The 25,127-nt window shown below is 69.8% G+C and carries 21 protein-coding genes; 4 read left to right on the top strand and 17 right to left on the bottom strand.

What is annotated here, in order from left to right; all coding sequences use genetic code 11:
- Positions 1-59 precede the first annotated feature (59 nt).
- From C9E82_RS07135 to chvE, 15 genes are all read right to left on the bottom strand, one after another.
- Positions 60-683, bottom strand: coding sequence for a 2-dehydro-3-deoxy-6-phosphogalactonate aldolase (locus C9E82_RS07135; RefSeq protein WP_119901089.1), 624 nt, complete (start codon positions 681-683; stop codon positions 60-62).
- Complete coding sequence (locus C9E82_RS07130; RefSeq protein WP_122449228.1) at positions 680-1,579, bottom strand: 2-dehydro-3-deoxygalactonokinase; 900 nt, start codon at positions 1,577-1,579, stop codon at positions 680-682. Before C9E82_RS07130 ends, C9E82_RS07135 begins: the two co-directional genes overlap by 4 nt.
- Positions 1,576-2,556, bottom strand: a complete 981-nt coding sequence (locus C9E82_RS07125; protein ID WP_119901151.1) for an aldose epimerase family protein — start codon at positions 2,554-2,556, stop codon at positions 1,576-1,578. The genes C9E82_RS07130 and C9E82_RS07125 overlap by 4 nt, the downstream gene beginning before the upstream one ends.
- Positions 2,553-3,401, bottom strand: a complete 849-nt coding sequence (locus C9E82_RS07120) for an SMP-30/gluconolactonase/LRE family protein (RefSeq protein WP_119901152.1) — start codon at positions 3,399-3,401, stop codon at positions 2,553-2,555. The genes C9E82_RS07125 and C9E82_RS07120 overlap by 4 nt, the downstream gene beginning before the upstream one ends.
- Positions 3,398-4,372: a galactofuranose ABC transporter, permease protein YjfF gene (gene yjfF / locus C9E82_RS07115; protein ID WP_119901153.1), complete on the bottom strand. Its 975-nt coding sequence runs from the start codon at positions 4,370-4,372 to the stop codon at positions 3,398-3,400. The genes C9E82_RS07120 and yjfF overlap by 4 nt, the downstream gene beginning before the upstream one ends.
- Complete coding sequence (locus C9E82_RS07110) at positions 4,369-5,397, bottom strand: ABC transporter permease (RefSeq protein WP_122449227.1); 1,029 nt, start codon at positions 5,395-5,397, stop codon at positions 4,369-4,371. Before C9E82_RS07110 ends, yjfF begins: the two co-directional genes overlap by 4 nt.
- Positions 5,397-6,908 carry a sugar ABC transporter ATP-binding protein gene (locus C9E82_RS07105; protein WP_119899797.1) on the bottom strand — a complete coding sequence of 504 codons (1,512 nt, stop codon included), beginning with the start codon at positions 6,906-6,908 and terminating at the stop codon, positions 5,397-5,399. The genes C9E82_RS07110 and C9E82_RS07105 overlap by 1 nt, the downstream gene beginning before the upstream one ends.
- A 56-nt stretch (positions 6,909-6,964) precedes the next feature.
- Positions 6,965-7,924 carry a galactofuranose ABC transporter, galactofuranose-binding protein YtfQ gene (gene ytfQ / locus C9E82_RS07100; RefSeq protein ID WP_119899795.1) on the bottom strand — a complete coding sequence of 320 codons (960 nt, stop codon included), beginning with the start codon at positions 7,922-7,924 and terminating at the stop codon, positions 6,965-6,967.
- A gap of 42 nt (positions 7,925-7,966) precedes the next feature.
- Complete coding sequence (locus tag C9E82_RS07095) at positions 7,967-9,490, bottom strand: aldehyde dehydrogenase (NADP(+)) (RefSeq protein ID WP_119899792.1); 1,524 nt, start codon at positions 9,488-9,490, stop codon at positions 7,967-7,969.
- Positions 9,490-10,413, bottom strand: coding sequence for a Gfo/Idh/MocA family protein (locus C9E82_RS07090; protein ID WP_119899799.1), 924 nt, complete (start codon positions 10,411-10,413; stop codon positions 9,490-9,492). Before C9E82_RS07090 ends, C9E82_RS07095 begins: the two co-directional genes overlap by 1 nt.
- A 23-nt stretch (positions 10,414-10,436) precedes the next feature.
- Positions 10,437-12,179 carry an L-arabinonate dehydratase gene (gene araD, locus C9E82_RS07085; protein ID WP_119899790.1) on the bottom strand — a complete coding sequence of 581 codons (1,743 nt, stop codon included), beginning with the start codon at positions 12,177-12,179 and terminating at the stop codon, positions 10,437-10,439.
- Between the two features lie 7 nt (positions 12,180-12,186).
- Positions 12,187-13,179: an AraD1 family protein gene (gene araD1, locus C9E82_RS07080; protein ID WP_119899788.1), complete on the bottom strand. Its 993-nt coding sequence runs from the start codon at positions 13,177-13,179 to the stop codon at positions 12,187-12,189.
- A 2-nt stretch (positions 13,180-13,181) separates the two neighbouring features.
- Positions 13,182-14,369, bottom strand: coding sequence for a multiple monosaccharide ABC transporter permease (gene mmsB, locus C9E82_RS07075; protein WP_119899785.1), 1,188 nt, complete (start codon positions 14,367-14,369; stop codon positions 13,182-13,184).
- A 9-nt stretch (positions 14,370-14,378) separates the two neighbouring features.
- Positions 14,379-15,899, bottom strand: a complete 1,521-nt coding sequence (gene mmsA, locus C9E82_RS07070; RefSeq protein ID WP_119899782.1) for a multiple monosaccharide ABC transporter ATP-binding protein — start codon at positions 15,897-15,899, stop codon at positions 14,379-14,381.
- A 72-nt stretch (positions 15,900-15,971) separates the two neighbouring features.
- On the bottom strand, positions 15,972-17,027 hold the full coding sequence (gene chvE, locus C9E82_RS07065; protein ID WP_119899780.1) for a multiple monosaccharide ABC transporter substrate-binding protein: 1,056 nt from the start codon (positions 17,025-17,027) through the stop codon (positions 15,972-15,974).
- Between the two features lie 119 nt (positions 17,028-17,146).
- On the opposite strand from chvE, the gene C9E82_RS07060 reads away from it, so the two are divergent.
- The gene (locus C9E82_RS07060; RefSeq protein ID WP_119899778.1) at positions 17,147-18,100 is read left to right on the top strand and encodes a LysR family transcriptional regulator; all 954 of its coding nucleotides are present in this window, start codon (positions 17,147-17,149) and stop codon (positions 18,098-18,100) included.
- A 15-nt stretch (positions 18,101-18,115) separates the two neighbouring features.
- Here C9E82_RS07060 and C9E82_RS07055 read toward each other — a convergent pair whose 3' ends face one another.
- Positions 18,116-19,123 (bottom strand): MarR family transcriptional regulator, encoded by a 1,008-nt coding sequence (locus C9E82_RS07055; protein WP_119899776.1) that lies wholly within the window; start codon positions 19,121-19,123, stop codon positions 18,116-18,118.
- Positions 19,124-19,340: 217 nt separating this feature from the next.
- On the opposite strand from C9E82_RS07055, the gene C9E82_RS24960 reads away from it, so the two are divergent.
- On the top strand, positions 19,341-21,428 hold the full coding sequence (locus C9E82_RS24960; RefSeq protein WP_119899773.1) for a calcium-binding protein: 2,088 nt from the start codon (positions 19,341-19,343) through the stop codon (positions 21,426-21,428).
- A gap of 7 nt (positions 21,429-21,435) precedes the next feature.
- Here C9E82_RS24960 and C9E82_RS07045 read toward each other — a convergent pair whose 3' ends face one another.
- Positions 21,436-22,446, bottom strand: coding sequence for a nucleotidyltransferase family protein (locus tag C9E82_RS07045; RefSeq protein WP_119899771.1), 1,011 nt, complete (start codon positions 22,444-22,446; stop codon positions 21,436-21,438).
- 270 nt (positions 22,447-22,716) lie between these two features.
- Between C9E82_RS07045 and C9E82_RS07040 the strand changes: the two genes are divergently transcribed.
- Together C9E82_RS07040 and C9E82_RS07035 are read left to right on the top strand one after the other, a co-directional pair.
- Positions 22,717-24,768, top strand: a complete 2,052-nt coding sequence (locus tag C9E82_RS07040) for a type VI secretion system Vgr family protein (RefSeq protein ID WP_119899769.1) — start codon at positions 22,717-22,719, stop codon at positions 24,766-24,768.
- A gap of 1 nt (position 24,769) precedes the next feature.
- Positions 24,770-25,027, top strand: coding sequence for a PAAR domain-containing protein (locus C9E82_RS07035; protein ID WP_119899767.1), 258 nt, complete (start codon positions 24,770-24,772; stop codon positions 25,025-25,027).
- Positions 25,028-25,127 lie beyond the last annotated feature (100 nt).

Raw genomic sequence — 25,127 nt, 5'->3', positions numbered from 1 at the left:
GCCTTGGCCGTGCGACGAGATCGGGACGGGGATCCGGCGCGGGCCGGGGGATCGGAGGGTCAGGCCGCGCCGCGCCAGGCCGCCAGGAAGGCGGCCGCCCTTTCCCCCGTCACGCCGGGCGCCTGGCCGGGCCGGTAGAGCGCCGAGCCGAGGCCGAAGCCGTCCGCGCCCGCCTCGCGATAGGCCGGGACGCTGCCGGGGGTGATGCCGCCCACCGGCAGCAGCCTGGTCGCGCGCGGCAGCACCGCGCGCATCGCGCCCAGGGCCGCCGGCGGGATCATCTCGGCCGGGAACAGCTTCAGCGCCGCCGCCCCGGCCTCCAGCGCCGCGAAGGCTTCCGAGACGGTGGCGATGCCGGGGCAATAGGACAGCGACAGGCGCGCGGCCTCGGCCGCGACGCGGGGGTCGAAATTCGGCGCGATGATCAGCCGCCCGCCCGCCGCGGCGACGTCGCGGACCTGCGCGGGGGTCAGCACCGTGCCCGCCCCGACCAGCGCATCGGGCGCGCGGGCCGCGATCCGGCCGATGCTGTCCAGCGGGTCGGGCGAATTCAGCGGCACCTCGATGATGGTGAATCCGGCCCCGGTCAGGGCCAGCGCGGTATCCTCGGCATCCGTTGCGGGCAGGCCCCGCAGGATGGCGATCAGCGGGCAGGTGGTGAAGGCCCTGGTCCAGTCGGTCATGCGATGATCCCCGCGCGTCTTGCGATTTCCCACAGGCCGCGCCGCGCCATGCCGGGCGCGGCGACCTGCGCCTCTTGGCCGAAGGCGGCGAAGGCCAGGCGATAGCGTTCGGCCAGGTCGCCCCGCCCGATGATGACCGGCGCACCGCCCGCATGTCCGGCCAGGCCCTGCGCGATCTCGTCGCCGATCAGCAGCCCCGACAGATAGTCCGCCACCTGGTTCCCGGCCATCCGGTCCAGCAGCGGCAGCACCCGCGCCGAGAACAGCCGGCCGGCCAGCGATCCCCCCGCCCGCCCCGCCTCCAGCCCGCGCGCGAAACCTTCGGCGCTGAACGGGCCGGGCCGGGCCGGGCGCCCCAGGATCGAGCCGTCGCGCAGCAGCTGGAACAGCTCTCCGGTCATCGCGGTGCGGAACCCGACCAGCCGCCCGGCCTCGGCGCGGGCCCATTTGCTGTGGGTGCCGGGCAGCACGAACAGCCCCTCGCCGGCCCCGTCCGCCAGATGGCCGACGATCTCGGTTTCCTCGCCGCGCATGACGTCCGGGGCGGGGCCGTCGGGATCGCTGACGGCCCCGGTCACCAGATGGACCACGCCCAGCCCGCAGCGATGCGGATGAAGCGCCCCGGCCAGCGCCGCGGCGTCCAGCGGCAGGGGCAGATAGGGCGTCTCGGCCCAGCCGTTGCGGCTGGTGACCATGCCCGAGGCGATGATCGGCGCGCTGCCGAGCCACGGCCCGAGGACCTCCTGCAGCGCGGCCTCGAACCCGCCGGGCCGCGCGGCGGCGGCAAGGATGCCCGGCCCCTCGGCAACGGAGTCGATCACCGCCCCGTCCCGGTCCATGCGCCATGCCCGGAACGAGCTGGTGCCCCAGTCGATGCCGATCAGCGCCGCGCTCATCGCCGGAACCTGTAGGCGACGTGGTGGCGATAGATGCCGCCGGGGCGCAGGATCGCATCGGGGAAATCCGGCCGGTTCGGCGCATCGGGCCAGTGCTGGGTCTCCAGCGCCAGCCCGGCATGGGGGCCGTAAAGGCGCCCCTCCAGCCCCGGCACGCCGTCGAAATGGCCGCCATCGTAGAGCTGCAGCCCCGGCGCGTCGGTCTCGACCTGCATCGACAGGCCCGAGAGGCCGGTCAGTTCCGCCACGACCCGCGCGGCGACCGGGCCGTCCGACAGGCAGAAATTGTGGTCATGGCCGCCCGGGCCGATCCGGCGCGGCGCGCGGAAATCGAAGCGCGTGCCCGCGACCGGCGCGGTGCCGGGCAAGGGGATCAGCTCGGCATCGACGGGCAGGTAATGGGCGGCCGCGATGCGCAGGCGGTGGTCGCGGACATCGCCCGTCCCGTCGAGGTCGAAATAGCCGTGATGGGCCAGGCTGCAGGGCGTGGGCGCATCGGTTTCGGCCGCGAAATCCAGCGAAAGCGCGCCGTCCCGCAGCGCGATCGTCACGCCGATCCGCAGGTTGCCGGGAAAGCCCATATGGCCGTCGGGCAGATCGAGGCGCATCGCGACATGGTCCGGCGCCAGCTCCTCGATCCGCCAGATATGGATGTCCACGCCGTCCGCGCCGCCATGCAGCGTGTGCCGGCCAAGGAAGTTTGGATCGGTGCGGAACACCCTGCCCTCCAGGCCGAAGCGCGCGCCCGCGATCCGGTTGGCATAGCGCCCGACGACCGCGCCCAGATAGCGCCCCGGCCCCAGGTAATCCGCGACCTTGGGGCAGCCCAGCACCAGCGGATGATCGACCCCCTCCAGCCGCAGGTCCTGAAGGATGGCGCCAAGCGTCAGCACCTTCGCCGACAGCCCGCCGCCGCGCAGCGCGACCTGCCGCACCGCGCGCCCGTCGGGCAGGGTCAGGGTCGCGCCCGCGCTCACAGGATCACCCTCGGCTCGGCCAGCCCGGCCAGGCCGGGCTCCAGCAGATAGGTCAGCCCCTGGTGGCGGTCGGGCCGCGCGATCCCCTCGCGCGCGGTCGTCACCAGCATCTGCCTGAAGCCCTCGCCCCCGAAGGCCGGGCAAGAGGCATGGCGCCCCGGCACCGCGAAACGGTGGGTCGGCCGCCCCCCGGCATCGAAGCGCATCACCGCGCCCTCGCCCCAGATCGCGCAGCAGAGGCCGCCATCCGCGTCGATGACCGCGCCGTCCGGGCTGAACCCGTCGGGCCCCAGGTTCAGATGGACCTGCCGCGCGCCCTCGGGCCAGCCGTCGCCGTCCAGCGCCTGCCGCCAGACGATGCCGCGCGCCGTGTCCGAGAAATAGGCCATCCCCCCATCGGCCGAGAAGCAGATCGAATTGGGGATCGAGATCCCGTCGAAAAGCCGCCGCAGCTGCCCCCGGTAAAAGCGATAGATCGCGCCCGCGCCGGCCTGGGCCGCCTTGCCCATCGTGCCGAACCAGAACCCGCCCTGCCGGTCCGCCCGCCCGTCATTCGATCGGGTGCCCGGCTGCCCGGCCTCGACCGTGACCAGGTCGCGCAGCCCGCCGGTTTCCAGCGACAGGATCGCCAGCCCGGTCTCGGTCGCGACCAGCAGCCGGTCCCGGTCGATCCAGCCCGCGGCCGAGGCGATCCGGTCGAAGCGCCATTCCCGCGCGCCCGAGCCGTCGCGCGACAAAAGCCGGCGGCCCAGGATGTCGAACCAGAAGAACTGCCGCCGCTGCGGGTGCCACAGCGCGCCCTCGCCCAGCTCGCAGGGGCGGTCGTCATGGATCAGGCAGCTCATCGCGCCTGCCTCGCAAGGCGCAGGTCGGACAGTTTCATGATTCCCTTCTGCAGCAGGATGAAGGCCAGCAGCAGGATACCGATGACGATCTTGGTCCACCAGCTGGACAGGCTGCCGTCGAAGACGATGTAGGTCTGGATCAGCCCCATGGTCAGCACGCCGATGAAGGTCCCGAACATGTAGCCCGAGCCGCCGGTCAGCAGCGTGCCACCGATCACCACCGCCGCGATCGCGGTCAGCTCGGTCCCGACGGTGGCCAGCGAATAGCCCGAGCCGGTATAGATCGAGAAGACGATGCCCGACAGCCCGGCCATCGCGCCCGAAAAGGCATAGACCATGACGATGGTGCGCCCCTGCCGGACGCCCATCAGCCGCGCGGTCGCCTCGCCCCCGCCAAGCGCATAGACGCTGGCGCCGAAGCGGGTCCGGTGCGCGATGACCATGCCCAGCACGAAGGTCAGCACCATCAGCACGCCGATCAGCGTCAGCCGCCCCCGGCCCGGCATCAGCCAATAGGCCGATTGCAGGCTTTGATAGAAGGGATGCTGGATCGGCACGGAATCGATCGACAGGATATAGGCCGCGCCGCGCGCCAGGAACATCCCGGCCAGGGTGACGATGAAGGCGGGCATGGCCAGCCGGTCGATCAGGAAGCCCATCGCCGCGCCGAAGGCGGTGGTCAGCGCCAGCAGCATCGCGAAGACCACCAGCGGGTGCAGCCCGGTATCGCGCAGCATCACCGCGATGAAGACGCCCGAAAAGGCGATGACCGCGCCCACCGACAGGTCGATCCCGCCCGACAGGATGACCAGCGTCATGCCGACCGCGACGATGCCCAGATAGGCGTTGTCGGTCAGCAGGTTGCCGATCACGCGGGTGGACAGCACGGTCGGGAACTGCAGCCAGAAGACCAGCCAGGCCAGCAGGAAGATCGCGATGGTGGCATAGAGGGGCAAGGCGCGGGTGTTCATTTTGCGGCCCTTTCCGCGGGCTTCAACGCCGCCTCGCGCGCGGCGCGGCGGCTGTCCTTCCACAGCCGCCATTCCGCCGCGATGCGGGGCGATTGCAGCACCAGGATGATCAGCACCAGCACCGCCTTGATGATCAGGTTGTATTCCGAGGGGAAGCCCGCCAGCCGGATGCCGATGGTGATGGTCTGGATGATCAGCGCCCCGATCACCGAGGCGGCGATGGAAAACCGCCCGCCCAGAAGCGAGTTGCCGCCGATCACCACCGCCAGGATCGCGTCCAGCTCCAGCCACAATCCGGCGTTGTTGGCATCCGCGCCGCGGATGTCGGCGGTCACGATCAGCCCCGCCAGCGACGCGCAGAGCCCCGAGGCGACATAGACCGCGATCAGCAGCACGGTCGCATTGACCCCGGCCAGCATGCTGGCGCGGCGGTTGATGCCGATCGCCTCGATCAGCAGGCCAAGCGCCGTGCGCCGCATCAGAAGCGCGACCAGCAGCGCGGTCAGCAACCAGATCCAGGCCGGCACCGGCAAAGCCAGGAAGCTGCCCGAGCCGATCCGCGCGAAGCCCGGATCGGTGAAGGTCAGGATCCGGCCTTCGGTGATCAGCTGCGCCAGGCCGCGGCCCATGGTCATCAGGATCAGCGTGGCGACGAAGGGCTGGATGCCCACCACCGCCACCAGCGTCCCGTTCCACAGCCCGGCCAGCGCCCCCGCCCCCAGCGCCAGCGTCACCGCCGCGACCGGCCCCCAGCCCGCGGCGACGGCCGAGGCGGCGACGGCGCCGCAGATCGCCATGATCGTGCCGACCGACAGGTCGATCCCGCGCGTCGCGATGACCAGCGTCATGCCCACCGCCAGCAGCGCCACGGGGGCGGCGCGTTTCAGCACGTCGATGATCGGGCCGACAAGGCGGCCATTGTTGACGGAAATGTCCAGGAAGGCCGGATAGAAGGCCGTGACCAGCGCCACCAGCGCGGCCAGCGCGACCAGTTGCGGGGCGATGCGGCGCAGCGTCGCGGCCATCACGCCGCCTCCCCGCTATCCGCGGCATCGGTGGCGGCGATGGCGCGCATGATCCGGTCGCCGGTGATCTCCTCGCCCGCCAGCTGGGCCACGTGGCGGCGGTCGCGCAGCACGATCACCCGGTCCGAGACCGCGATCAGCTCGTCGATCTCGGAGGAGATGACCATCAGCGACATGCCCTGCTCGGTCAGTTCGCGGATCAGGCGCAGGATCTCGGCATGGGCGCCCACGTCGATGCCGCGCGTCGGCTCGTCCAGGATCAGGAAGCGCGGGTTCATCGCCAGCCAGCGCGCCAGCACCACCTTCTGCTGGTTGCCGCCCGACAGCTCTCCGACCGGCTTCTCGCGGCCCGAGGTGCGGATGTCGAGGCGGCGGATATAGTCGTCGGCCAGCCGGTTGCGTTCCGCCCGCGCGATGGGCCGCGCCCAGCCGCGCCGCGCCTGAAGGCCAAGGGCGATGTTCTCGCGCACCGACAGGTCGGCGACGATGCCGTCGGTCTTGCGATCCTCGGGCGCGAAGCCGAAGCCCGCCGCGATGGCCGCGCGCGGGCTGCGCAGCTGCAGCGGGCCCGACTGGTCGCGGGCCTCGCCCGTCCGGGCACCGCGCAGGCCGAACAGCAATTCGGCGCTTTCGGTCCGCCCCGAGCCCAGAAGCCCGGCAAGGCCCGCGACCTCGCCCTGCGCGATCTCCAGGTCGAAGGGCTCGATCAGGCCGGGACGCCCCATACCCCGGAATTCCAGCATCGCCGGGCGCGAGCCGCGATCCCGCGCGGCGCGGTCCGCGGTCTCGGCCTCCAGTTCCCGTCCCAGCATGTGCCGGATCAGCCGCATCCGGTCCAGGCCGCGCGTCTCCTCGGTCACGACCTTGCGGCCGTTGCGCAGGACGGTGATCCGGTCGGTCAGCTGGAAGACCTGGTCCAGGAAATGCGACACGAAGACGATCCCCAGCCCGCGGTCGCGCAAGCCGCGCACCACGTCGAAGACCATGCCGACCTCGCGCGCGTCCAGGCTGGCGGTCGGCTCGTCCAGGATCAGCACCTTGCCCGACAGCGCCACCGCGCGGGCGATGGCGACGATCTGCCGGATGGCGACCGGATAGCTGCCCAGGTCGCGCTCCACGTCCAGGTCCAGCCCGTAATCCGCCAGCATCGCGCGGGCCTGCCATCGCATGGCGCGGGCGTCGATCAGCCCGAAGCGCCGGGGCTCGCGCCCGAACATCAGGTTCTGCGCCACGGTCAGGTTGGGCAGCAGGTTCACCTCCTGATAGACGGTGCCGATGCCCAGGTCCTGCGCCTCGACGGTCGAGCGCGGGTCGATCGCCGCGCCCTCCAGCCGGATCTCGCCGCCATCGCGGCGATAGGCGCCGGTCAGGCACTTGATCAGCGTGGACTTGCCCGCGCCGTTCTCGCCCAGCAGCGCATGGACCTCGCCCGCGCGCAGGTCGAAATCGACCCCGTCCAGCGCGCGGGTTCCGGGAAAGCGCTTGTCCAGCGATCGGATGGTCAGCAGCATGGCGACCCCTCTTGCAGATGGGGCCGGGCCGCGCGGCGGGCGGCCCGGCAGGTCGGTCAATAGCCCAGGTCCTTGCGGGCCTCGTATTCGCCCGCCGGGTCGTCGGCCTGGGTGAACAGCTTCGATTCCGTCTGGATGAACTTCTCGGACAGCGTCCCGTCCGCCCAGAAGGCCTCCAGCGCGTCGAAGGCGGGCCCGGCCATGTTCGGGGTCAGCTCGACCGTGGCATTCGCCTCGCCCGCGGCCATCGCCTGGAAGATGTCCGGCACCCCGTCGATGGAGACGATCAGGATGTCCTCGCCGGGTTTCAGCCCCGCCTCCTTGATCGCCTGGATGGCACCCACCGCCATGTCGTCATTATGGGCGTAAAGCGCGCAGATGTCGCGCCCGCCATTCTCGGCCTGCAGGAAGCTCTCCATCACCTCCTTGCCCTGCGCGCGGGTGAAATCGCCGGTCTGGCTGCGCACGATCGTCAGGTTCTCGTGCGCGGCGATGGCGTTCTCGAAGCCGGCCTTGCGGTCGATGGCCGGGGACGATCCGGTGGTGCCCTGCAATTCGACGATGCGGCAGTCGCGCTCGCCGACCTCGGCGGCCAGCCATTCGCCCGCCACCTCGCCCTCATGGACCAGGTTCGAGCCCACGGCGGTCAGGTAAAGGTCTTCCGAGCTGTCCACCTGGCGGTCCAGCAGCACGACCGGGATCTCGGCCTCCTTCGCCTCCTGCAGGACCGAATCCCAGCCGGTGGCGACCACCGGGGCCAGAAGGATCGCGTCCACGCCCTGCGCGATGAAGGACCGGATCGCGGCGATCTGGTTTTCCTGGCGCTGCTGCGCGTCCGAGAATTGCAGCCGATAGCCGCGTTCCTCGGCCTGCAGGCGGGTCAGCGTCGTTTCCGCCGCCCGCCAGCCCGATTCCGAGCCGATCTGCGAGAAGCCGACGGTTTCGCCCTCGGCCAGGGCCGCAGTGCCGGTCATGGCCAGCATGGCCGCGCTGCCGAGCAGAGTTCCGAGTTTCATGTGTTCCTCCCTGAGTGTTGTGCCGGGCCGTCCCGGCAGGCATTAGCGGGATGTCGCCTCCCGCAGGTCCTCGGGCAACAGCGCCTCGGGGACGTTCTGGTAGCAGACCGGCCGCAGGAAGCGGCGGATCGAGAGGGTGCCGACGCTGGTCGCGCCGAAATTGGTGCTGGCGGGATAGGGGCCGCCATGGACCATGGCATCGGCCACCTCGACCCCGGTGGGAAAGCCGTTGACCAGCACGCGGCCCGCCTTGCGTTCCAGGACCGGCAGCAGCGGGCGGGCAGGCTCCAGGTCCTCGTCCTCCATGTGCAGGGTGGCGGTCAGCTGGCCTTGCAGCGCGCGGGCCAGCGCCAGCATCTGCCCGGCATCCGGGGCGGTGACGATCAGCCCCAGCGGGCCGAAGACCTCGTCCGACAGGACGGGATCGCGCAGGAATTCGGCGGCGGTGGTCCGGCAGATGTTCGGCAGCGCCTCGCGCCCCGCGCTGTCGCGCGACAGCACCGGCACGGCCCGCCCCGCGACCCGGCCCGCGCCCTCGCGATAGGCCCGCGCGATGCCGTCGCTCAGCATCACCTGCGCGGGCGCGTCCCGCAGCGCCTGCGCGGCGGCCTGGGCGAAGGCATCGGCAAGCTCGCCCTCGGGCAGGACCATCAGGCCGGGATTGGTGCAGAACTGCCCCGCCCCCAGGATCAGGCTGGCCGCCCAGCCCTTAGCGATGGCCTGCCCGCGCCTGGCCAGCGCCTGGGGCAGCACGAAGCCCGGATTGATGCTGCCCAGCTCGCCGAAGAAGGGAATCGGCTCGGGGCGCTGCGCGCAGAGGTCGAACAGCGCCCGGCCCCCGGCCAGGCTGCCGGTGAAGCCCACCGCGCGGATCAACGGATTCGTAACCAGCGCCGTGCCAATATCCCGCCCGTCGCCCTGGATCAGCGAAAACACTCCGGAAGGGAGCTGCAATGAACGGATCGCGGCATGGATCGCCTCGGCGATGATCTCGCCGGTGCCGGGATGGGCGGGATGGCCCTTGACGACGACCGGGCAGCCTGCGGCCAGCGCGGCCGCCGTGTCGCCGCCGGCGGTCGAGAAGGCCAGCGGGAAGTTCGAGGCGCCGAAGACCGCGACCGGGCCGACCGGGCGCTGGATCAGCCGCAGGTCGGGGCGCGGCAGCGGCTGGCGTTCGGGCAGCGCCGGATCATGGCGGCGGTCCAGATAGTCGCCCTTGCGGATGTGATCCGCGAACAGCCGCAGCTGGCCCACGGTGCGGGCGCGCTCGCCCTGCAGGCGGGCTTCGGGCAGGCCGGTTTCCTGCGTGCCGATCCGGGTGATGGCCTCGGCGCGGGCCTCGATCTCGTCGGCGATGGCGTCCAGCAGCGTCGCGCGATCCTCGCGGCTGGCATGGCCATAGGACCAGAAGGCATCCTCGGCGGCTTCGCAGGCACGGTTCACCAGCTCGGGCGTGCCGATCGAGAACTCATACGCCGGGCCATGCGCGGGGGCGCTGGAAAAGCGCCGCGCGCTGCCGACCCATTCCCCTGCGATCAGGTGCCTGCCATGCGGTTCGAAGCTCATTATCCCATCCTTTGGAAGTCGAAATCGGCGACGGTATTCCGCCGCCCCAGCGTGAAGGCATCGGCGACCAGCACCATCGGCGACAGGTCGACATCGGATCGGCCCTCGCGCACCAGCCCGGCCATCCGCGCATAGAGCGCCGGATATTCGCCCATGATGTCGTCCGAGCCTTCGCGATGCGCACCACCGATCTCCAGCCGGTTGCCGCCCATGCGCAGCGCCAGATCGCCGCCATCGGTCGAAAATTCCATGTCCCAGGTCTGCGGCCCCTGCTGGCGGAAGTCGAAATCGGCGCTGATGCCGCCGGCGAAACCCAGCCGCGCGGCGATCGGGGCCTGGCGGTTGGCGGGAAAGTCCAGCTCGGCTTCGGTCAGGCGGAGGGGATCGGGCAGGATCTCGGTCAGGATCGACAGGGCGTTGATGCCCGGATCGAAGACGCCCATGCCGCCGGCCTCGAAGATCCAGTCCTGGCCGGGATGCCATTTGCGCACGTCCTCGCGCCAGGTGATCCGGCCGGCGCGGATGCTGCGGCCGGCCAGCCAGGCCTTCGCCGCCGCGACCCCGTGGGCCATGCGCGAATGCCATGTGGCGAAGATCGTCACCCCCTGCGCCCGCGCCAGATCGGCCAGATGGTGGACCTCGGCCAGCGTGGCGCCGGGGGGCTTTTCCAGCATCAGGTGGCGGCCCGCGCGCAGGACCGCCTGCGCGGCCTCGAAACGCGGCACCGGCGGCAGGCACAGGCTGACGGCGGCGATGTCGGGACGCGCCGCCAGCATATCGGCGAGATTCGCGAAGGACTCGACCCCCGGAACCGAGCCATTGCGCGAGACGGTCGCCGCCAGCTTCCAGTCCGGGCTGGCGGCCAGCGCCGGGACATGCTGGTCCAGCGCGATCTTCCCGATGCCCACCAGCGCGATCTTCATCCCGGCCCCCATCCGTGCCCCCATCAGTGACTGTCCCTTCCGACCGGATTGCCCCGGCAGCCCTTCAGGAAATCCAGGTCCGCGCCGGTATCGGCCCCCTCGACATGGGCCTGGTGCAGCCAGGCATAGCCGCTGTCGGGCCTCTCATGCCGGGGCTGCCAGGCCGCCAGCCGCGCGGCCAGCTCATCGTCGCCGATCTCCAGGTGCAGGCGCCGGTTCGGCACGTCCAGCTGGATCATGTCGCCGTCGCGGACCACCGCCAGCGGGCCGCCGGCCGCCGCCTCGGGGGCGGTATGCAGGACCACCGTGCCATAGGCCGTCCCCGACATGCGCGCGTCCGAGATCCGCACCATGTCGGTGATGCCCTTGCGCAGCACCTTGGGCGGCAGGCCCATGTTGCCGACCTCGGCCATGCCCGGATAGCCCCTGGGGCCGCAATTCTTCAGCACCATGACGCAGGTCTCGTCGATGTCCAGCGCCTCGTCCTCGATCCGCGCCTTGTAGTCGTCGATATCCTCGAAGACCACGGCGCGGCCGCGATGGGTCAGCAGATGCGGGCTGGCGGCCGAGGGCTTCAGGACCGCCCCCCGCGGGGCCAGGTTGCCGCGCAGGACGGCGATGCCGCCCTGCCGGGTCAGCGCCCGGTCCAGCGGCAGGATCACCTCCTCGTTGTGGTTCACCACCTCGCGGACCTCCTCCCAGATGCTGCGGCCGCTGACGGTCAGCGCGTCCTTGTGCAGCTGCCCCGCCTCGCCCAGCCGCTTCAGCACGACAGGCAGGCCGCCGGCATAGAAGAACTCCTCCATCAGGTATTCGCCCGAGGGCATCAGGTTCACGATGGTCGCCACGTCGCGGCCCAGCCGGTCCCAGTCGTCCAGCGTCACGTCGACGCCCACGCGGCCGGCCAGCGCCAGCAGGTGGATCACCGCATTGGTCGAACCGCCGATGGCGCCATTGGTGCGGATCGCGTTCTCGAAGGCGGCGCGGGTCAGGATGTCCGAGGGCTTCAGGTCGTCCCGGACCATCTGCACGATCCGCCGTCCCGACAGCTGCGCCATCACCCGGCGGCGCGAATCCACGGCCGGGATCGCGGCATTGCCCGACAGCGCCATCCCCAGCGCCTCGGCCATCGAGGCCATGGTCGAGGCCGTGCCCATCGTGTTGCAGGTCCCCGAGGACCGCGACATGCTGGCCTCGGCCTCCAGGAATTCGGCCTGGGTCATCTCTCCGGCCTTCACCGCTTCCGAGAATTTCCACAGATGGGTGCCCGATCCCACCCGCTCGCCCCGGAAATAGCCGTTCAGCATCGGCCCGCCGGTCACGACGATCGACGGCAGGTCGGTCGAGGCCGCCGCCATCAGCAGGCTGGGCGTGGTCTTGTCGCAGCCGACCAGCAGCACCGCGCCGTCGATGGGCTGGCCGCGCATCTGTTCCTCGATGGCCAGGGCGGCAAGGTTGCGAAACATCATCGCCGAGGGGCGGAAGGTGTTTTCCGAGGCGGAAAAGACCGGGACCTCGACCGGAAAGCCACCGGCCTCCCAGATGCCGGCCTTCACCTTTTCGGCCAGTTCGCGCAGATGGCCGTTGCAGGGCGTCAGGTCGGACCAGGTGTTCAGGATGCCGATGACCGGGCGGCCGTCAAACAGGTCATGCGGCCAGCCCTGGTTCTTCATCCAGCCGCGGTGATAGATCGTGTCGCGCGAATTGCCGCCATACCATTCCTGCGAACGCAGCCGGCGCGGCCAGGGGGCGGGGGTGAAGGACATGGCGACCTCAGAGGCTGGCGACCGCGACCGGCGCCTCGCCCTGCGGCGGCTGCTGGTCCAGCGGGTTGCGCAGGGGAAGCCCGAAGGCCGGGCAGCGGATCTCGAAGACATCGCCCTGCCGGGCCTTGACGCCATCGGCGAAGGACAGCGTGGCGGTGCCGAAGAAATGCACATGCACGTCGCCCGGCTGGCAGAACAGCCCGTATTTGAAATGGTGATGCTCCAGGTTGGCCAGGCTGTGGGACATGTTCGATTCCCCCGACAGGAAGGGCTTCTGCCAGATCACCCGGCCGTCGCGCAGGATGCGGCTTTCGCCCTCGACATGGTCGGGCAGATCGCCCAGCAGCAGCTCGGGGCCGAAACTGGCCGGGCGCAGCTTGGAATGGGCCAGCCACAGATAGTTCCCGCGCTCGGTCACATGGTCCGAGAATTCGTTGGCCAGGGCGAAGCCCAGCCGGAACGGGCGGCCCTCGGGGCAGATCACGTAAATCCCCGCGACCTCGGGCTCTTCTCCGGCGTCCAGCGCGAAGGCGGGCGAACACAGGCTGGCGCCGGGGGCGGCGGCGTTGTGGCCGTTGCCCTTCCAGAACCATTCGGGCTGCACGCCGATCGCGCCGGGCTTCGGCCTGCCGCCCTCCAGCCCCATGCGGAACATCTTCATGCTGTCGGTCAGCTGGTCGGGATCGGCCTTCTGGTGCATCGAGTCGCGGGTGGAAGCCGATCCCAGATGCGTCAGCCCGGTTCCCGTCAGGTGCAGATGCGCGGGATCGGGATGATCGACGGGCAGCAGCATCCGCCCCTCGGCCAGCGCGGCGGCCAGGTCCACCGGCTCGCCCTGGCCGCGCAGGGCGATCTCGGCCCGCAGGCTGCGGCCCGCCGCGATGGCGTCCAGCGCCAGGTCGCGCGTGCCGGTGGCGCCGGGCACCAGATGGGCCGACTGGTCTTGCCGCAGGGCGACGGCGCGGCGGCCGCCCGGAAGGCGAAGTTGCGACAGAAACATGGTCAGACCTCTTTGTTCTTGTTGTAGACGTCGAAGACGACGGCGGCGAGCAGCACCAGCCCCTTGATGACCTGCTGGTAGTCGATGCCGATGCCCAGGATCGACATGCCGTTGTTCATCACCCCCATGATGAAGGCGCCGACCACCGCGCCGACGATCCGCCCCGAGCCGCCGGCCATCGAGGCCCCGCCGATGAAGACGGCGGCGATCACGTCCAGCTCGACCGCGAAGCCGGCCTTGGGGGTGGCGGTGTTCAGCCGCGCCGCGAAGACCAGCCCGGCCAGCGCCGCCAGCAGCCCCATGTTGACGAAGGTCAGGAAGGTCAGCCGCTCGGTGCGGATGCCCGACAGTTTCGCGGCCTTGGCATTGCCGCCGACGGCATAGATGCGCCGGCCAAGCGTGGTGCGTTCGGTGATGAAGACATAGATCACCGTCAGCACGACCATGGACAGAAGCACGTTGGGCAGGCCGCGGAACCAGGCCAGTTTCCAGGTCACGAACAGCAGCGCGGCGGCGACGATGGCGTTGCGCAGCAGAAACAGGCCCCAGGGCTCGTCCTCGATCCCGTAGCGGGCGTTGCGGGCACGGGCGCGCAGGCCCAGCCACAGGATCAGCAGCACCGCCGCCACGCCCACCGCCAGCGCCAGCCCGTTCGGGCGATCGAGGGCGAACAGGTCGGGGATGAAGCCGGTGGACAGCGCCTGGAAGCTGCGCGGGAAGGGGCCGATGGACTGCCCGGCCAGAAGCCACAGCGACAGCCCGCGAAAGACCAGCATCCCGGCCAGCGTCACGATGAACGAGGGGATGCGCCAATAGGCCACGAAATAGCCCTGCACCGCGCCGATGGCCATGCCGGTCATGAGGCACAGCAGGATCGCCACGCCCACCGGCAATTGCCAGTTCACGATCATCACCGCCGCTAAGGCTCCGATGAAGCCCATGACCGAGCCGACCGACAGGTCGATATTGCCGCCGACGATGACCAGCAGCATGCCAAGCGCCATGATGATGATATAGCTGTTCTGCAAGAACAGGTTGGTGATGTTGACCGGCCTCAGCAGCGTGCCGCCGGTCACGACCTGGAAGAAGGCCATGATGGCGATCAGCGCGAACAGAAGCCCGTATTCGCGGATATGCCGGGTCAGATAGGCGCCGATCCCCGGCGCGGTCGCGGTGCTGGTTGCCTGCATGGCGCCCCCTTATTCCCTGACGATCAGCGACATGATGGCTTCCTGGCTGGCCTCCTCGGCCGCCAGTTCGCCCACGAAGCCGCCCTGGTTCATGACGTGGATCCGGTCGCACATGCCCAGAAGCTCGGGCATCTCGGACGAGATCATGACGACGGCCTTGCCGGCCGCGCTCAACTCGTTGATGATACTGTAGATTTCATATTTCGCGCCGACATCGATGCCGCGCGTCGGTTCGTCCAGGATCAACAGGTCGGGGTCGGTGAACAGCCATTTCGCCAGCACCACCTTCTGCTGGTTGCCGCCCGACAGGTTCATCACCTTCTGGAAGACCGAGGGCGTGCGGATCCTCAGCGCGCGGCGGTATTTCTCGGCCACCTCGGTCTCGCGGCCCTCCTCGACCACGCCGCGGGTGGCCACGGCGTCCAGATTGGCCAGGACCGTGTTGCGGCGGATGGTTTCCTCCAGGATCAGGCCAAGGGTCTTGCGGTCCTCGGTGACATAGGCCAGCCCGGCCCGGATCGCCCGGTCGACGGTCGAGACATCGACCACCCGGCCCCGCATCAGCACCTGGCCCGAGATGTTGCGGCCCCAGCTGCGGCCGAAGATGCTCATCGCCAGTTCGGTCCGCCCCGCCCCCATCAGGCCGGCGATGCCGACCACCTCGCCGGCGCGGACCGTCATCGACAGGTCGCGGATCATCTGCCGGTCCGCCTGTTCGGGATGCCAGACGTTCCAGTCCTTCAGCTCGAACACCACCTCGCCCGCGCGGCGCTGGCGGTCGGGAAAGCGGTTCTCCATGCTGCGGCCGACCATGTCGCGCACGATGCGGTCCTCGGTCAGCGGCTCGGCGCGCGCGTCGATGGTCGAGATGGTCGCGCCGTCGCGGATCACCGTCACGCTGTCGGCGACGCGGCGCACCTCGTTCAGCTTGTGGCTGATGATGATCGAGGTGACGCCCTGCGCCTTCAGCTCCAGCAGCAGGTCCAGCAGCGCCTGGCTGTCGCCTTCGGACAGCGCGGCGGTCGGCTCGTCCAGGATCAGCAGGCGGACGTTCTTCGACAGCGCCTTGGCGATCTCGACCAGCTGCTGCTTGCCGACGCCAAGGCTGCCCACCCGCGCGCCCGGCGTCTCGCGCAGCCCGACCTTGGCCAGCAATGCCTCGGTCTGGCGGAAGGTCTCGGGCCAGTCGATGACGCCGCGGGTGGCGCATTCATTGCCCAGGAAGATGTTCTCGGCGATGGTCAGAAGCGGCACCAGCGCCAGTTCCTGGTGGATGATGATGATGCCGCGTTCCTCGCTGTCGCGGATGGTGCGGAACTCGGCGGGCCGGCCGTCATAGGTGATCTGCCCGTCATAGCTGCCCGCCGGATAGACGCCCGACAGCACCTTCATCAGCGTCGACTTGCCCGCGCCGTTCTCGCCGCAGATGGCGTGGATCTCGCCCTCGCGGACCGAGATGCTGACATTGTCCAGCGCCTTCACGCCGGGAAAGGTCTTGGTGATGCTGCGCATTTCCAGAAGCGCTGACATGGGGCTGGCCTTGGTGGATGGATGCGGAAAACGGGCGGGACGGGCCGCGGCGCGCGCGGCCCCGCAGGCGGGCTATTCCACCTGGTCCTTGCCGTAATAGCCCGAGGCGACCAGCACCTCTTCCCAGTTCGAGCCGTCAACGCCCACCGGCTCCAGCAGGTAGGAAGGCACGACGGTGACGCCGTTGTCATAGGTCTCGGTGTCGTTGATTTCGGGCTCGCCGCCCTTCAGCATCGCATCGACCATGCCCACGGTGACGCGCGCCAGCTCTCGGGTGTCCTTGAAAACCGTCGAATACTGCTCGCCCGCCAGGATCGACTTGACCGAGGGCAGTTCGGCATCCTGCCCGGTCACGATCGGCATCGGCATGTCGCCCGAGCCGTAGCCCACCCCCTTCAAGGATGACAGGATCCCGATCGACAGCCCGTCATAGGGCGACAGCACGCCATGGACCGCCTTGTCGGTGTAATTGGCCGACAGCAGGTTATCCATCCGCGCCTGCGCGACCGCGCCGTCCCAGCGCAGCGTGCCGACCCGGTCCATGCCCGTCTGGCCCGAGACGATCTGGATCTCGCCCGCGTCGATCATCGGCTGCAGGACGCTCATCGCGCCGTCATAGAAGAAATAGGCGTTGTTGTCGTCGGGGCTGCCGCCGAACAGCTCGACGTTCCAGGGCTGTTCGTCCGGGAAGCGTTCCTTCAGCCCGCCGACCAGCGAATTGGCCTGCTCGACCCCGACCTTGAAATTGTCGAAGGTCGCGTAATAGTCGATGTCGGGCGTGTCGCGGATCAGCCGGTCATAGGCGATGACCTTGATGTCGGCGGCCTTGGCATTGGCCAGCGCGTTCGACAGCGTGGTGCCGTCGATGGCGGCAATCACCAGCACGTCGACGCCCTTGGTGATCATGTTCTCGACCTGCGCCAACTGGTTCGGGATGTCGTCCTCGGCATATTGCAGGTCGGTGTCGTAGCCGGCGGCGCGGAACTGCTCGACCATGGAATTCCCGTCCGAGATCCAGCGGGCCGAGGATTTCGTCGGCATCGAGATCCCCACGGTTTCGGCAGCCGCGGCAAAGGCCATGGACGACACACCGATCGCAAGCGCGATCGCGGCGGTTCTGAGTTTCATCGGTTTCCCCCTGCCGCCGCCCCTTCCGGCCGCGGCCCTCTGTTTGCGCTTTTGTTCTTACGCCCCAAGCCACATGCCGGTAAAATGAGTTTAACGCCAATCTGCATACCGGTAATGATATGTCACAGCGCCGCCTTGCCCTGAAACCCACGCAGCTGCGCCTGCTGGACGAGATCGCCGCGCATGGCCAGCTGCAGCTGGCCGCCGACGCGCTGGCCATGACCCAGCCCGCCGCCTCGCGGATGCTGGCCGAGACCGAGCGCCAGATCGGCGCGCCGCTGTTCGACCGCCAGCCCAAGGGCATGGCCCCCACCGAGATCGGCCGGACCGTGCTGCGCCGCGCCCGCGTCATCCTGCGCGAGCTGGGCAGCATCGAGACCGATGTCCGGGCGCTGCGCCAGGGCGATGCGGGCAGCCTGCATGTGGGCGCGGTGACCGGCCCGGCGGTCAGCTACCTGGTCTCGGCCATCCGCGAGGTGAAGCGCGATTCGCCGGGGGCCGAGATCACCGTCGACGTGATGCCGTCCCGCGAATTGCTGCAGCAGCTTTCCAGCGGCGAGATGGATTTCGTGCTGTGCCGGATCCTGCCGGAATTCGACAGCAACGATTTCAGCATCCTGCCGATGCGCGACGAAAAGGTCGCCTTCATCTGCCGCGCCGCGCATCCGCTGGCCCGCGCCTCGGCGCTGACCCTGACCGAGCTGTCGGATTACGAATGGATCATGCAGCAGCGCGGCGCGCCGATCCGCGAGGCGACGCTGGCCGCCTTCGCCGATGTCGGCCTGCCCGAGCCCGCGAACATCGTCAACAGCCCCTCGCTGCTGCTGACCATCGCCTATCTGGCGCAGAGCGACGCGATCTCTCCGGTCTCGGAAGAGGTCGCCCAGCTGCTGATCCGGCCTCCGGTCGCGGCCAATTTCGCGGCGCTGCGGCTGCCCTACGACCTGCGCGTCTCGACCTATTACCTGCTGCATGTCAAGCGCCGGCCGCTGTCGCCCCTGGCCGCAAGGCTGCGCAACCACCTGATCCGCAGCTCGGGCAATCCCATCGCGGGACTGTCGCAGACGGACTGAGCGGCGCGGAGGCCGTCAGGCGGCGGCGCTCCACAGGCGGAAGCGGCGGCTGCCGGTCACTTCGCGGACCAACCCGCCGGCCTGCATCCGGGCCAGAAGCCGCTCGGCCGTGTCGCGGCTGGTGCCGGTGGCCGCCTCGACCATCGCCGTGGTCATCAGCGGATTGGCACTCAGCGCCGCGATGATGCGGCCGGGGTTGTCGCCCTTGATGCGGGCGGTGCGGCGGCGCGCCTCGGCGGCCCAGTCGGCGACCCGGCGCAGGGCCTGGCGCGCCTCGTCCGCGCCCGCCGCCGCCGCGGCCAGGTGGCGCTGCAGCCGCCCCTCGGGTTCGCCGCCGTCGTTCCAGACCGCGCGGCCGTGCCGGCCAAGCGGCAGGAAGGCCAGCGCATCGCATCCCTCGGCCATGGCGCGGGCGTTCCAGCAGGCCGCCTCGATCAGGTCCTCGGGCGGCGAGACCTCGGCCAGCCGCCAGGCGATCCGCGCCACCGGGGCGCGGCTGATCGGGTGCAGCGGCGCCAGCTCGGCCAGGACCTCGAAGAAGGCGGCGGCGGCGGCGTCGAAATCCTGGCCCGCCGGGCGCGGCGCGATCGGATCGTCCAGGCCCGCGACATCGACCCGGCGCAGGCCCAGGAAGCCGCGCAGGTCGGCCAGATCGCCCTGCCCCTCCAGCCGCCGCAGGGCCCATCGCGCCAGGCGCATCGCCTCCAGGTCGGTATCGGCGCGGGCCTCCATCAGGTCGCGGCCGATCTCCTCGCGGCGCATGGGGATGGCCTGCGCCCACAGCATCGCCTCGATCTCGATCAGCGCCAGCCGCCGCGTCGCGCCGGCGCGGTGGCCCCGGTCCATCGCCGCCAGCATCTGGTCCAGCCGCCCGACAGCCATCGCCGCCTGGGCCAGCGCGCGCGCCGATCGCGCCTCGGCCCGCAGCCAGTCGCGCGATTCGATCAGCCGTCCGCGCGGCGCCCTGGGCAAGGGCGGCAGCGCGTCGAAACCGGCCCCGAACTGATCGTCCTCGTCATCCATCCTTGCGTCCCATACCCGCTTTGCGAATCCTGCTGCCCGACCCGCTCAACCCCGATGCGTTCCCGGCCCCGAGCGATCGGCGGATTTCTTCCCGGATCGCCGCGGCGGGACCGACTTCCGCATCCCCACCGTTGCGCCACATCACGGCCTGGGCGAAAGATATCCGCAGACCGCGCGACACCCGATCCCGCCCCACGCGCCCGCAGGAGACCACTCGATGCCGACCACCGACTATATCCTGAACCAGACGCGCGTATCCAGCCAGACCTCGCCGCAGATGGTGCAGCTGAACAACGGCCGCCTGGTCGGCGTGTGGGAGGACCTGCGCCTCGATCCCGGCGTCGCGGGCAGCTATGGGGTCTACAGCTCGATGTTCCGCGACGACATGCGGGTGGGCTATCGGATCGACACCCGCATCCCGCAGGAAACCGACGGCATCCAGCGCGCGCCGCAGATCACCGCCCTGCGCGACGGCGGCTATGCCATCGCCTGGGAAAGCGAGGGGCCCTCGCAGCGCAGCGGCATCGACGACGGCTATTACGACACCTATATCCGTATCTTCAACGCCGACGGCACGCCCCGCACGGGCGAGATCCAGCTGAGCCCGCAGCGCAACAACGACGTGTTCGTCCAGGACGTGCAGCAGCTGCCCGGCGGCGGGATCCTGACCGTCGCCGCCCACAAGCTGACCGGCGCGACCTATGACCTGGTCGCCTATCGCACCCGGCCCGACGGCACCGCCATCGGCACGCCCACGGTGCTGGTCAGCGACATCGACCAGATCACCACCTCGCTGGGGTTCTACAGCCAGCCCGGCGCCAGGATCGCCGTGCTGCCCGGCGGCGGCTATGGCGTCACCTGGTACGGCTACGAGGACCTGCTGGACGGGCCGGACGGGCGGCGGATCTATTTCCGCGCCTTCGACAATGACGGCGGCGCGCGCGGCCCGGCGCGGATTGTCGGGCAGGATCCCAGCGGCCGGGGGCTGCACCAGCAGCATCCCGAGATCACGGCGCTGGCCTCGGGCGGCTTCGCGGTGATCTGGAGCCGCCGCATGGATCCCGACGACCTGGAGGAAACCGACGTCTTCCTGCGCCTGCTGGACCGCAGCGGCAATCCGCGCGGCCCGGCGGTGCTGGTCAACCAGGGCGACCGGGTGGGCGAGCAGATCCCCCATGACGTGATCGACCTGGGCGGCGGGCGGCTGCTGGCCAGCTATTACAGCCAGCGCGGCGATGACGACTTCGCGCTGATGGGCCGCGTCTTCGATGCCGGCGGGCGCGCGATCACCAGCCGCTTCCAGCTGAGCGAGCTGGCGCTGGAGGACATGGGCGGCGGCAACCTGGTGCTGCTGCAGAACGGCAGGATCGCCTCGATCCGCGAGGCCGAGACCAGCATGGACGAGGATATCATCGGCAATGTCTTCGACCTGGTGCTGCCGGCCCGCAACGGCACCGCCCAGGACGACCGCATCGCCGGCACGCAGACCGCCGACATCATCAACGGGCGCGCGGGCGACGACTGGCTGGCGGGCCATCGGGGCGACGACCGCCTGACGGGGGGCCTGGGCAACGACACCCTGCTGGGCGGGGCGGGCAACGACACGCTTCTGGGCGGAGCGGGGCGCGACCAGCTGCAGGGCGGCGCGGGCGACGACCTGTTGCGCGGCGGCGCGGGGAACGACACGCTGAACGGCGGCGCCGGGCATGACCGGCTGGAAGGCGGGGCAGGCAACGACATCCTGCGCGGTGCGGCCGGCCGCGACACGCTGCTGGGCGGGAACGGCAACGACAGCCTGCATGGCGGCCAGGGTGCCGACCGCCTGCTGGGCGGCAATGGCAATGACCGGCTGTTCGGGCAGGCCGGCAATGACCTGCTGCAGGGCGGCGCGGGCAACGACCTGCTGGACGGCGGCGCCGGCAACGACACGCTGCGCGGAGGCGCGGGCCAGGACCGGCTGATCGGCGGCGCGGGCAGCGATGTGCTTTACGGCGGCGCCGGGGCGGATATCTTCGTGTTCCGCGCCCCCTCCGACAGCCCGGTGGGCGCCGGGCGCGACCGGATCATGGATTTCCAGCGCGGCCTCGACCGGCTGGACCTGCGCCAGATCGACGCCGATACCGGCCTGGCGGGCAACCAGAGCCTGGCCTTCTCGGGGACCGCCGCGGCGGCGCATTCGGTCTGGTATGCGCGGGCGGGCGAGAACCTGATCCTGCGCGGCGACGTGGACGGCGACGGCCGCGCCGATTTCGCCATCGAGTTGGCCGGCCTGTCGCAACTGGCCGAGACCGACTTCCTGCTGTAGGGCGCCGCTAGAGCGCCTCCAGCAGCGCCGCGCTTTGCGGCATCCGCGCCAGGCTTGCCGCGATGCGCTCGCGCCATCTCGGGCCGCGGGCGCGGGCATCCTCCAGCGCCTCGGCCAGGTCGTCGGGGCGGTCCTCGGCCAGCGCCTCGATCAGGAAGGCGGCCTGCGCGCGGTCCTTGGCAGCCTTGGCCCGGTCCTCGCCCCGCCGCCGGTCGGCCACGATCAGCTTGTGGATCGCGTAGCGCTCGGGCCGCGGGACCTGAACCAGGACCCCGCTGCGATAGGGGATCGCGGCCGGGATCGGCCCGGCGATCAGGTAGTTCAGGTGATGCAGCGCCTGCGCCTGGACCCCCAGGGCGGGCAGGTCGCGCAAGCCCTCCTCGCCGAAGGCCGGGGTCAGGAATTCCACCAAGGCATTGCCGCTGGTCTGCCGCCAGCGCCAGGTTCTGCCCGGCTCCAGGCTGGGGGCGGGGGTAAAGGCGAAATCGCCCAGCACCTGCTGGACGGGCGGCGCGGCGGCATCCTCCAGCGCCAGCGACAGGCGCTCGAAACTGGCGATGTCCAGATCGTCGGTCTGCGCGCTCTGGTCCAGCCCCAGCCGCAGGTTCAGCTCGCCCTCGTACAGCCGGAAGGCATGGGTGCCGACGATCGTGCCGCCCAGGCGGAAGACCCCTGCCCCGGCCAGCGCGGCCATCAGGCTGCCGGTGGTCGGGTCCAGCCCCAGGAACCCCTCGGCCCTCAGTAGCCGGACCAGCCGCGCCCTTTCGCGGCGCCGCTGCTGGGCGGGGGCGCGCGCGTCGCGATGGCGGGCGATTCGCGCGGCCAGTTCCGGGCTGTCCTCGCCGATATAGTGCTTCCTGACCTCGGCGCCGACGCGATAGCTGTCATACCAGTAGACGCGGCCGCCGCGCTCGACCCGCGTGGGCGTGCCGCGCAGATCCGAGGCGGCCTCGTCGCGCAGGGCGCGCAGCAGGTCGTGATAGGCGGCATGGGCCAGGGCGCTGTGGCGGTCGGGCATGTTCAACAATCCTTGCCTTTGTTGAATACAGCCATGTTCAACAATCGTCAACATCGTTGAACATAAGCGCGGCCGTCCCGAAAAATCCGCCGGGACGAAAGAAATCCTTGCCCCATGGCCGGAAAACATGCGCGAATGGCGCATCCGGCGCGACAAAGCGACCGGCCGCGCGCGCAGACGGGAAAAAACTCCGTTTTGCGCTTGGCCATGCCTGCACAAAATGGCATTCTGGCCGCATTTAAGAGGGTTATTGAACTTGGAGAGGTATTGATGCCCGCCCTTTTCAAGCAGAGCGAACGGCTCGGCCGCCTGACCACCGATCTGGGCGCGGACGTTCTGGTCCTGCTGCGCTTCGATGGCAGCGACCATCTGAACGACCTGTTCGAATACCGCGTCGAGGCCCTGGCCAGCCGCGCCGACCTGGATTTCGATTCGCTGATCGGCACCCATGCCACGGTCGAGATCGAGGGCCGCGAGGGCACGCGCCATTTCGACGGCATCGTCACCCAGACCCGTTGGGCCGGCGTGGGCGAGAACGGCCACCGCTACGACCTGACGCTGCGGCCCTGGTTCTGGCTGGCCTCGCGCCGCCGCAACCAGCGGATCTTCCACAACATGACCGTGGTGCAGATCCTTCAGGAGCTGCTGTCGGACTATGCCGGGCTGGGCGACCCGGCGCTGGAGCTGAAACTGTCCGAGGATTACCCGAGCCTCGAATATACCGTGCAATATCGCGAATCCGACCTGGATTTCGCCCGCCGGCAGATGGAGCGTTTCGGCATCAGCTTCCATTTCCGCCACGCGCCGGGCAGCCATACGCTGGTGCTGACCGACGACGTCCTGGCCCATGACGGCATCGGCGCGCGGCCCTACAAAAGCTATGATGGCCATCACCAGCCCGAGGGCGAGCATTTCTGGGAATGGGCGCCCGAGCGCAACCTGACCACCGGCGCGATCCGGCTGACGGATTACAATTTCAAGACCCCCACCGCCTCGATGGAGACCGACCGGGTCGGCGACGCCGCCCATGCGCAGGGCAAGATCGAGAGCTTCGACTATCCCGGCGACTATCTGGCGCAGGACGTGGGCAAGATCGTGGCCGGGCTGCGCACCCGGCAGGAACGCGGCGCCGACCGGCGCAACCGGGCGGTGGGCGACACGCTGTCGCTTGGCGCGGGCAAGGTGGTGCAGCTGTCCGGCGATCCGGTCCCCGGCACGGGCGAGCGTTACCTGTGCCTGTCGGGCAGCTATCATTTCGTCAGCGAATCCTATGGCTCGGGCGGGGCGGAAAGCGACGGCTATTCCTTCACCGGCAGCTTCACCCTGATCCCCGACACCGCGCCGATGGCACCGCCGCGCCGCACCCCGGTGCCGGTCGTGCAGGGTCCGCAGACCGCCGTGGTCGTCGGCGAGGGCGAGATCGACTGCGACGAATTCGGCCGCATCCTGGTCCGCTTCCACTGGGATCTGGAGGGCGCGCATTCCATGCGCTGCCGGGTCAGCCAGAACTGGGCCGGCAACGGCTGGGGCGGCATGGTCATCCCGCGCATCGGCATGGAAGTGGTGGTCGAATTCCTGGAGGGCGACCCCGACAAGCCGCTGGTGACGGGCTGCGTCTATAACGGCCGCAACCAGGTGCCCTACGACCTGCCGGCGAACAAGACCGTCTCGACCTTCAAGTCCGACACCCACCAGGGCGGCGGCTATAACGAGTTCCGCTTCGAGGACGAGGCCGGGCGGGAAGAGGTCTTCATGCACGCGCAGAAGGACCACAACACCATCATCGAGAACGATGAAAGCCATTCCATCGGCCATGACCGCAGCAAGACGGTGGGCAACGACCAGACGGAATCGATCGGCAACGACAAGACCATCACCGTCGGCCACGACCACCGCGAGACGATCGGCAACGACATGTTCTACGATGTCGGCAACAGCCAGCAGGAAAACTACGGCAAGGACCACATCCACCGGGTCGGCAACATCCACAAGCAGTCGATCTTCGCCGACCATCTCTACGAGGCCGGCCGCAATTTCGAGGGCGAGGTCTTCGGCCGCTTCAGCCTGGATGTCGGCGAATCGATCACCAACAACACCCGCCGCCACACGCTGATGGCCTTCGAGCGGATGCAGATCAAGGGTCCCGGCGGCAAGCTGACCATCGACGGCAGCGGCATCACGCTGGAGGCGCCGAACATCTGGCTGAAGGGCAACGTCACCATGGGCGGCTCGGGCGGGGCGCAGGTGCCGACGCTGCAGATGGCCGCGCGCGAGGGCCTGCCGCTCTGCGAGGAATGCGCGAAATTCGAGGACGAGGCCTGAGATGCGGGTCATCGCGCGCGTCGGCGACAAGCATATCTGCCCGCGTCACGGCACCAATGCCATCGTCGAGGGCGGCAGCGGCAAGATCGATGGCCGCGCCATCGCCCGGATGGGCGACAAATGCGCCTGCGGCGGGGTCATCGTCGAGGGCGATCCCAACTCGACCTGCGACGGCCGCCCGGTCAGCTATTTCGGCGCCAAGACCAGCTGCGGCGGCATCATCGCCGAATGCACCGGCAGCGCCACGCTTGCCGGCTAGGGGCCGGCACGGCAGCACATCAACATCATCTTGCAAGGGAAACCAGCCAGCGCCGCATGACCGCTCCGGCCCCTGACGGGCCACATCGCCTAACAGGATA

The sequence above is a fragment of the Paracoccus sigandri genome (genome assembly GCF_003709565.1).
Lineage (GTDB): Bacteria > Pseudomonadota > Alphaproteobacteria > Rhodobacterales > Rhodobacteraceae > Paracoccus > Paracoccus siganidrum.
This window is presented reverse-complemented; position numbering and strand designations above follow the sequence as displayed.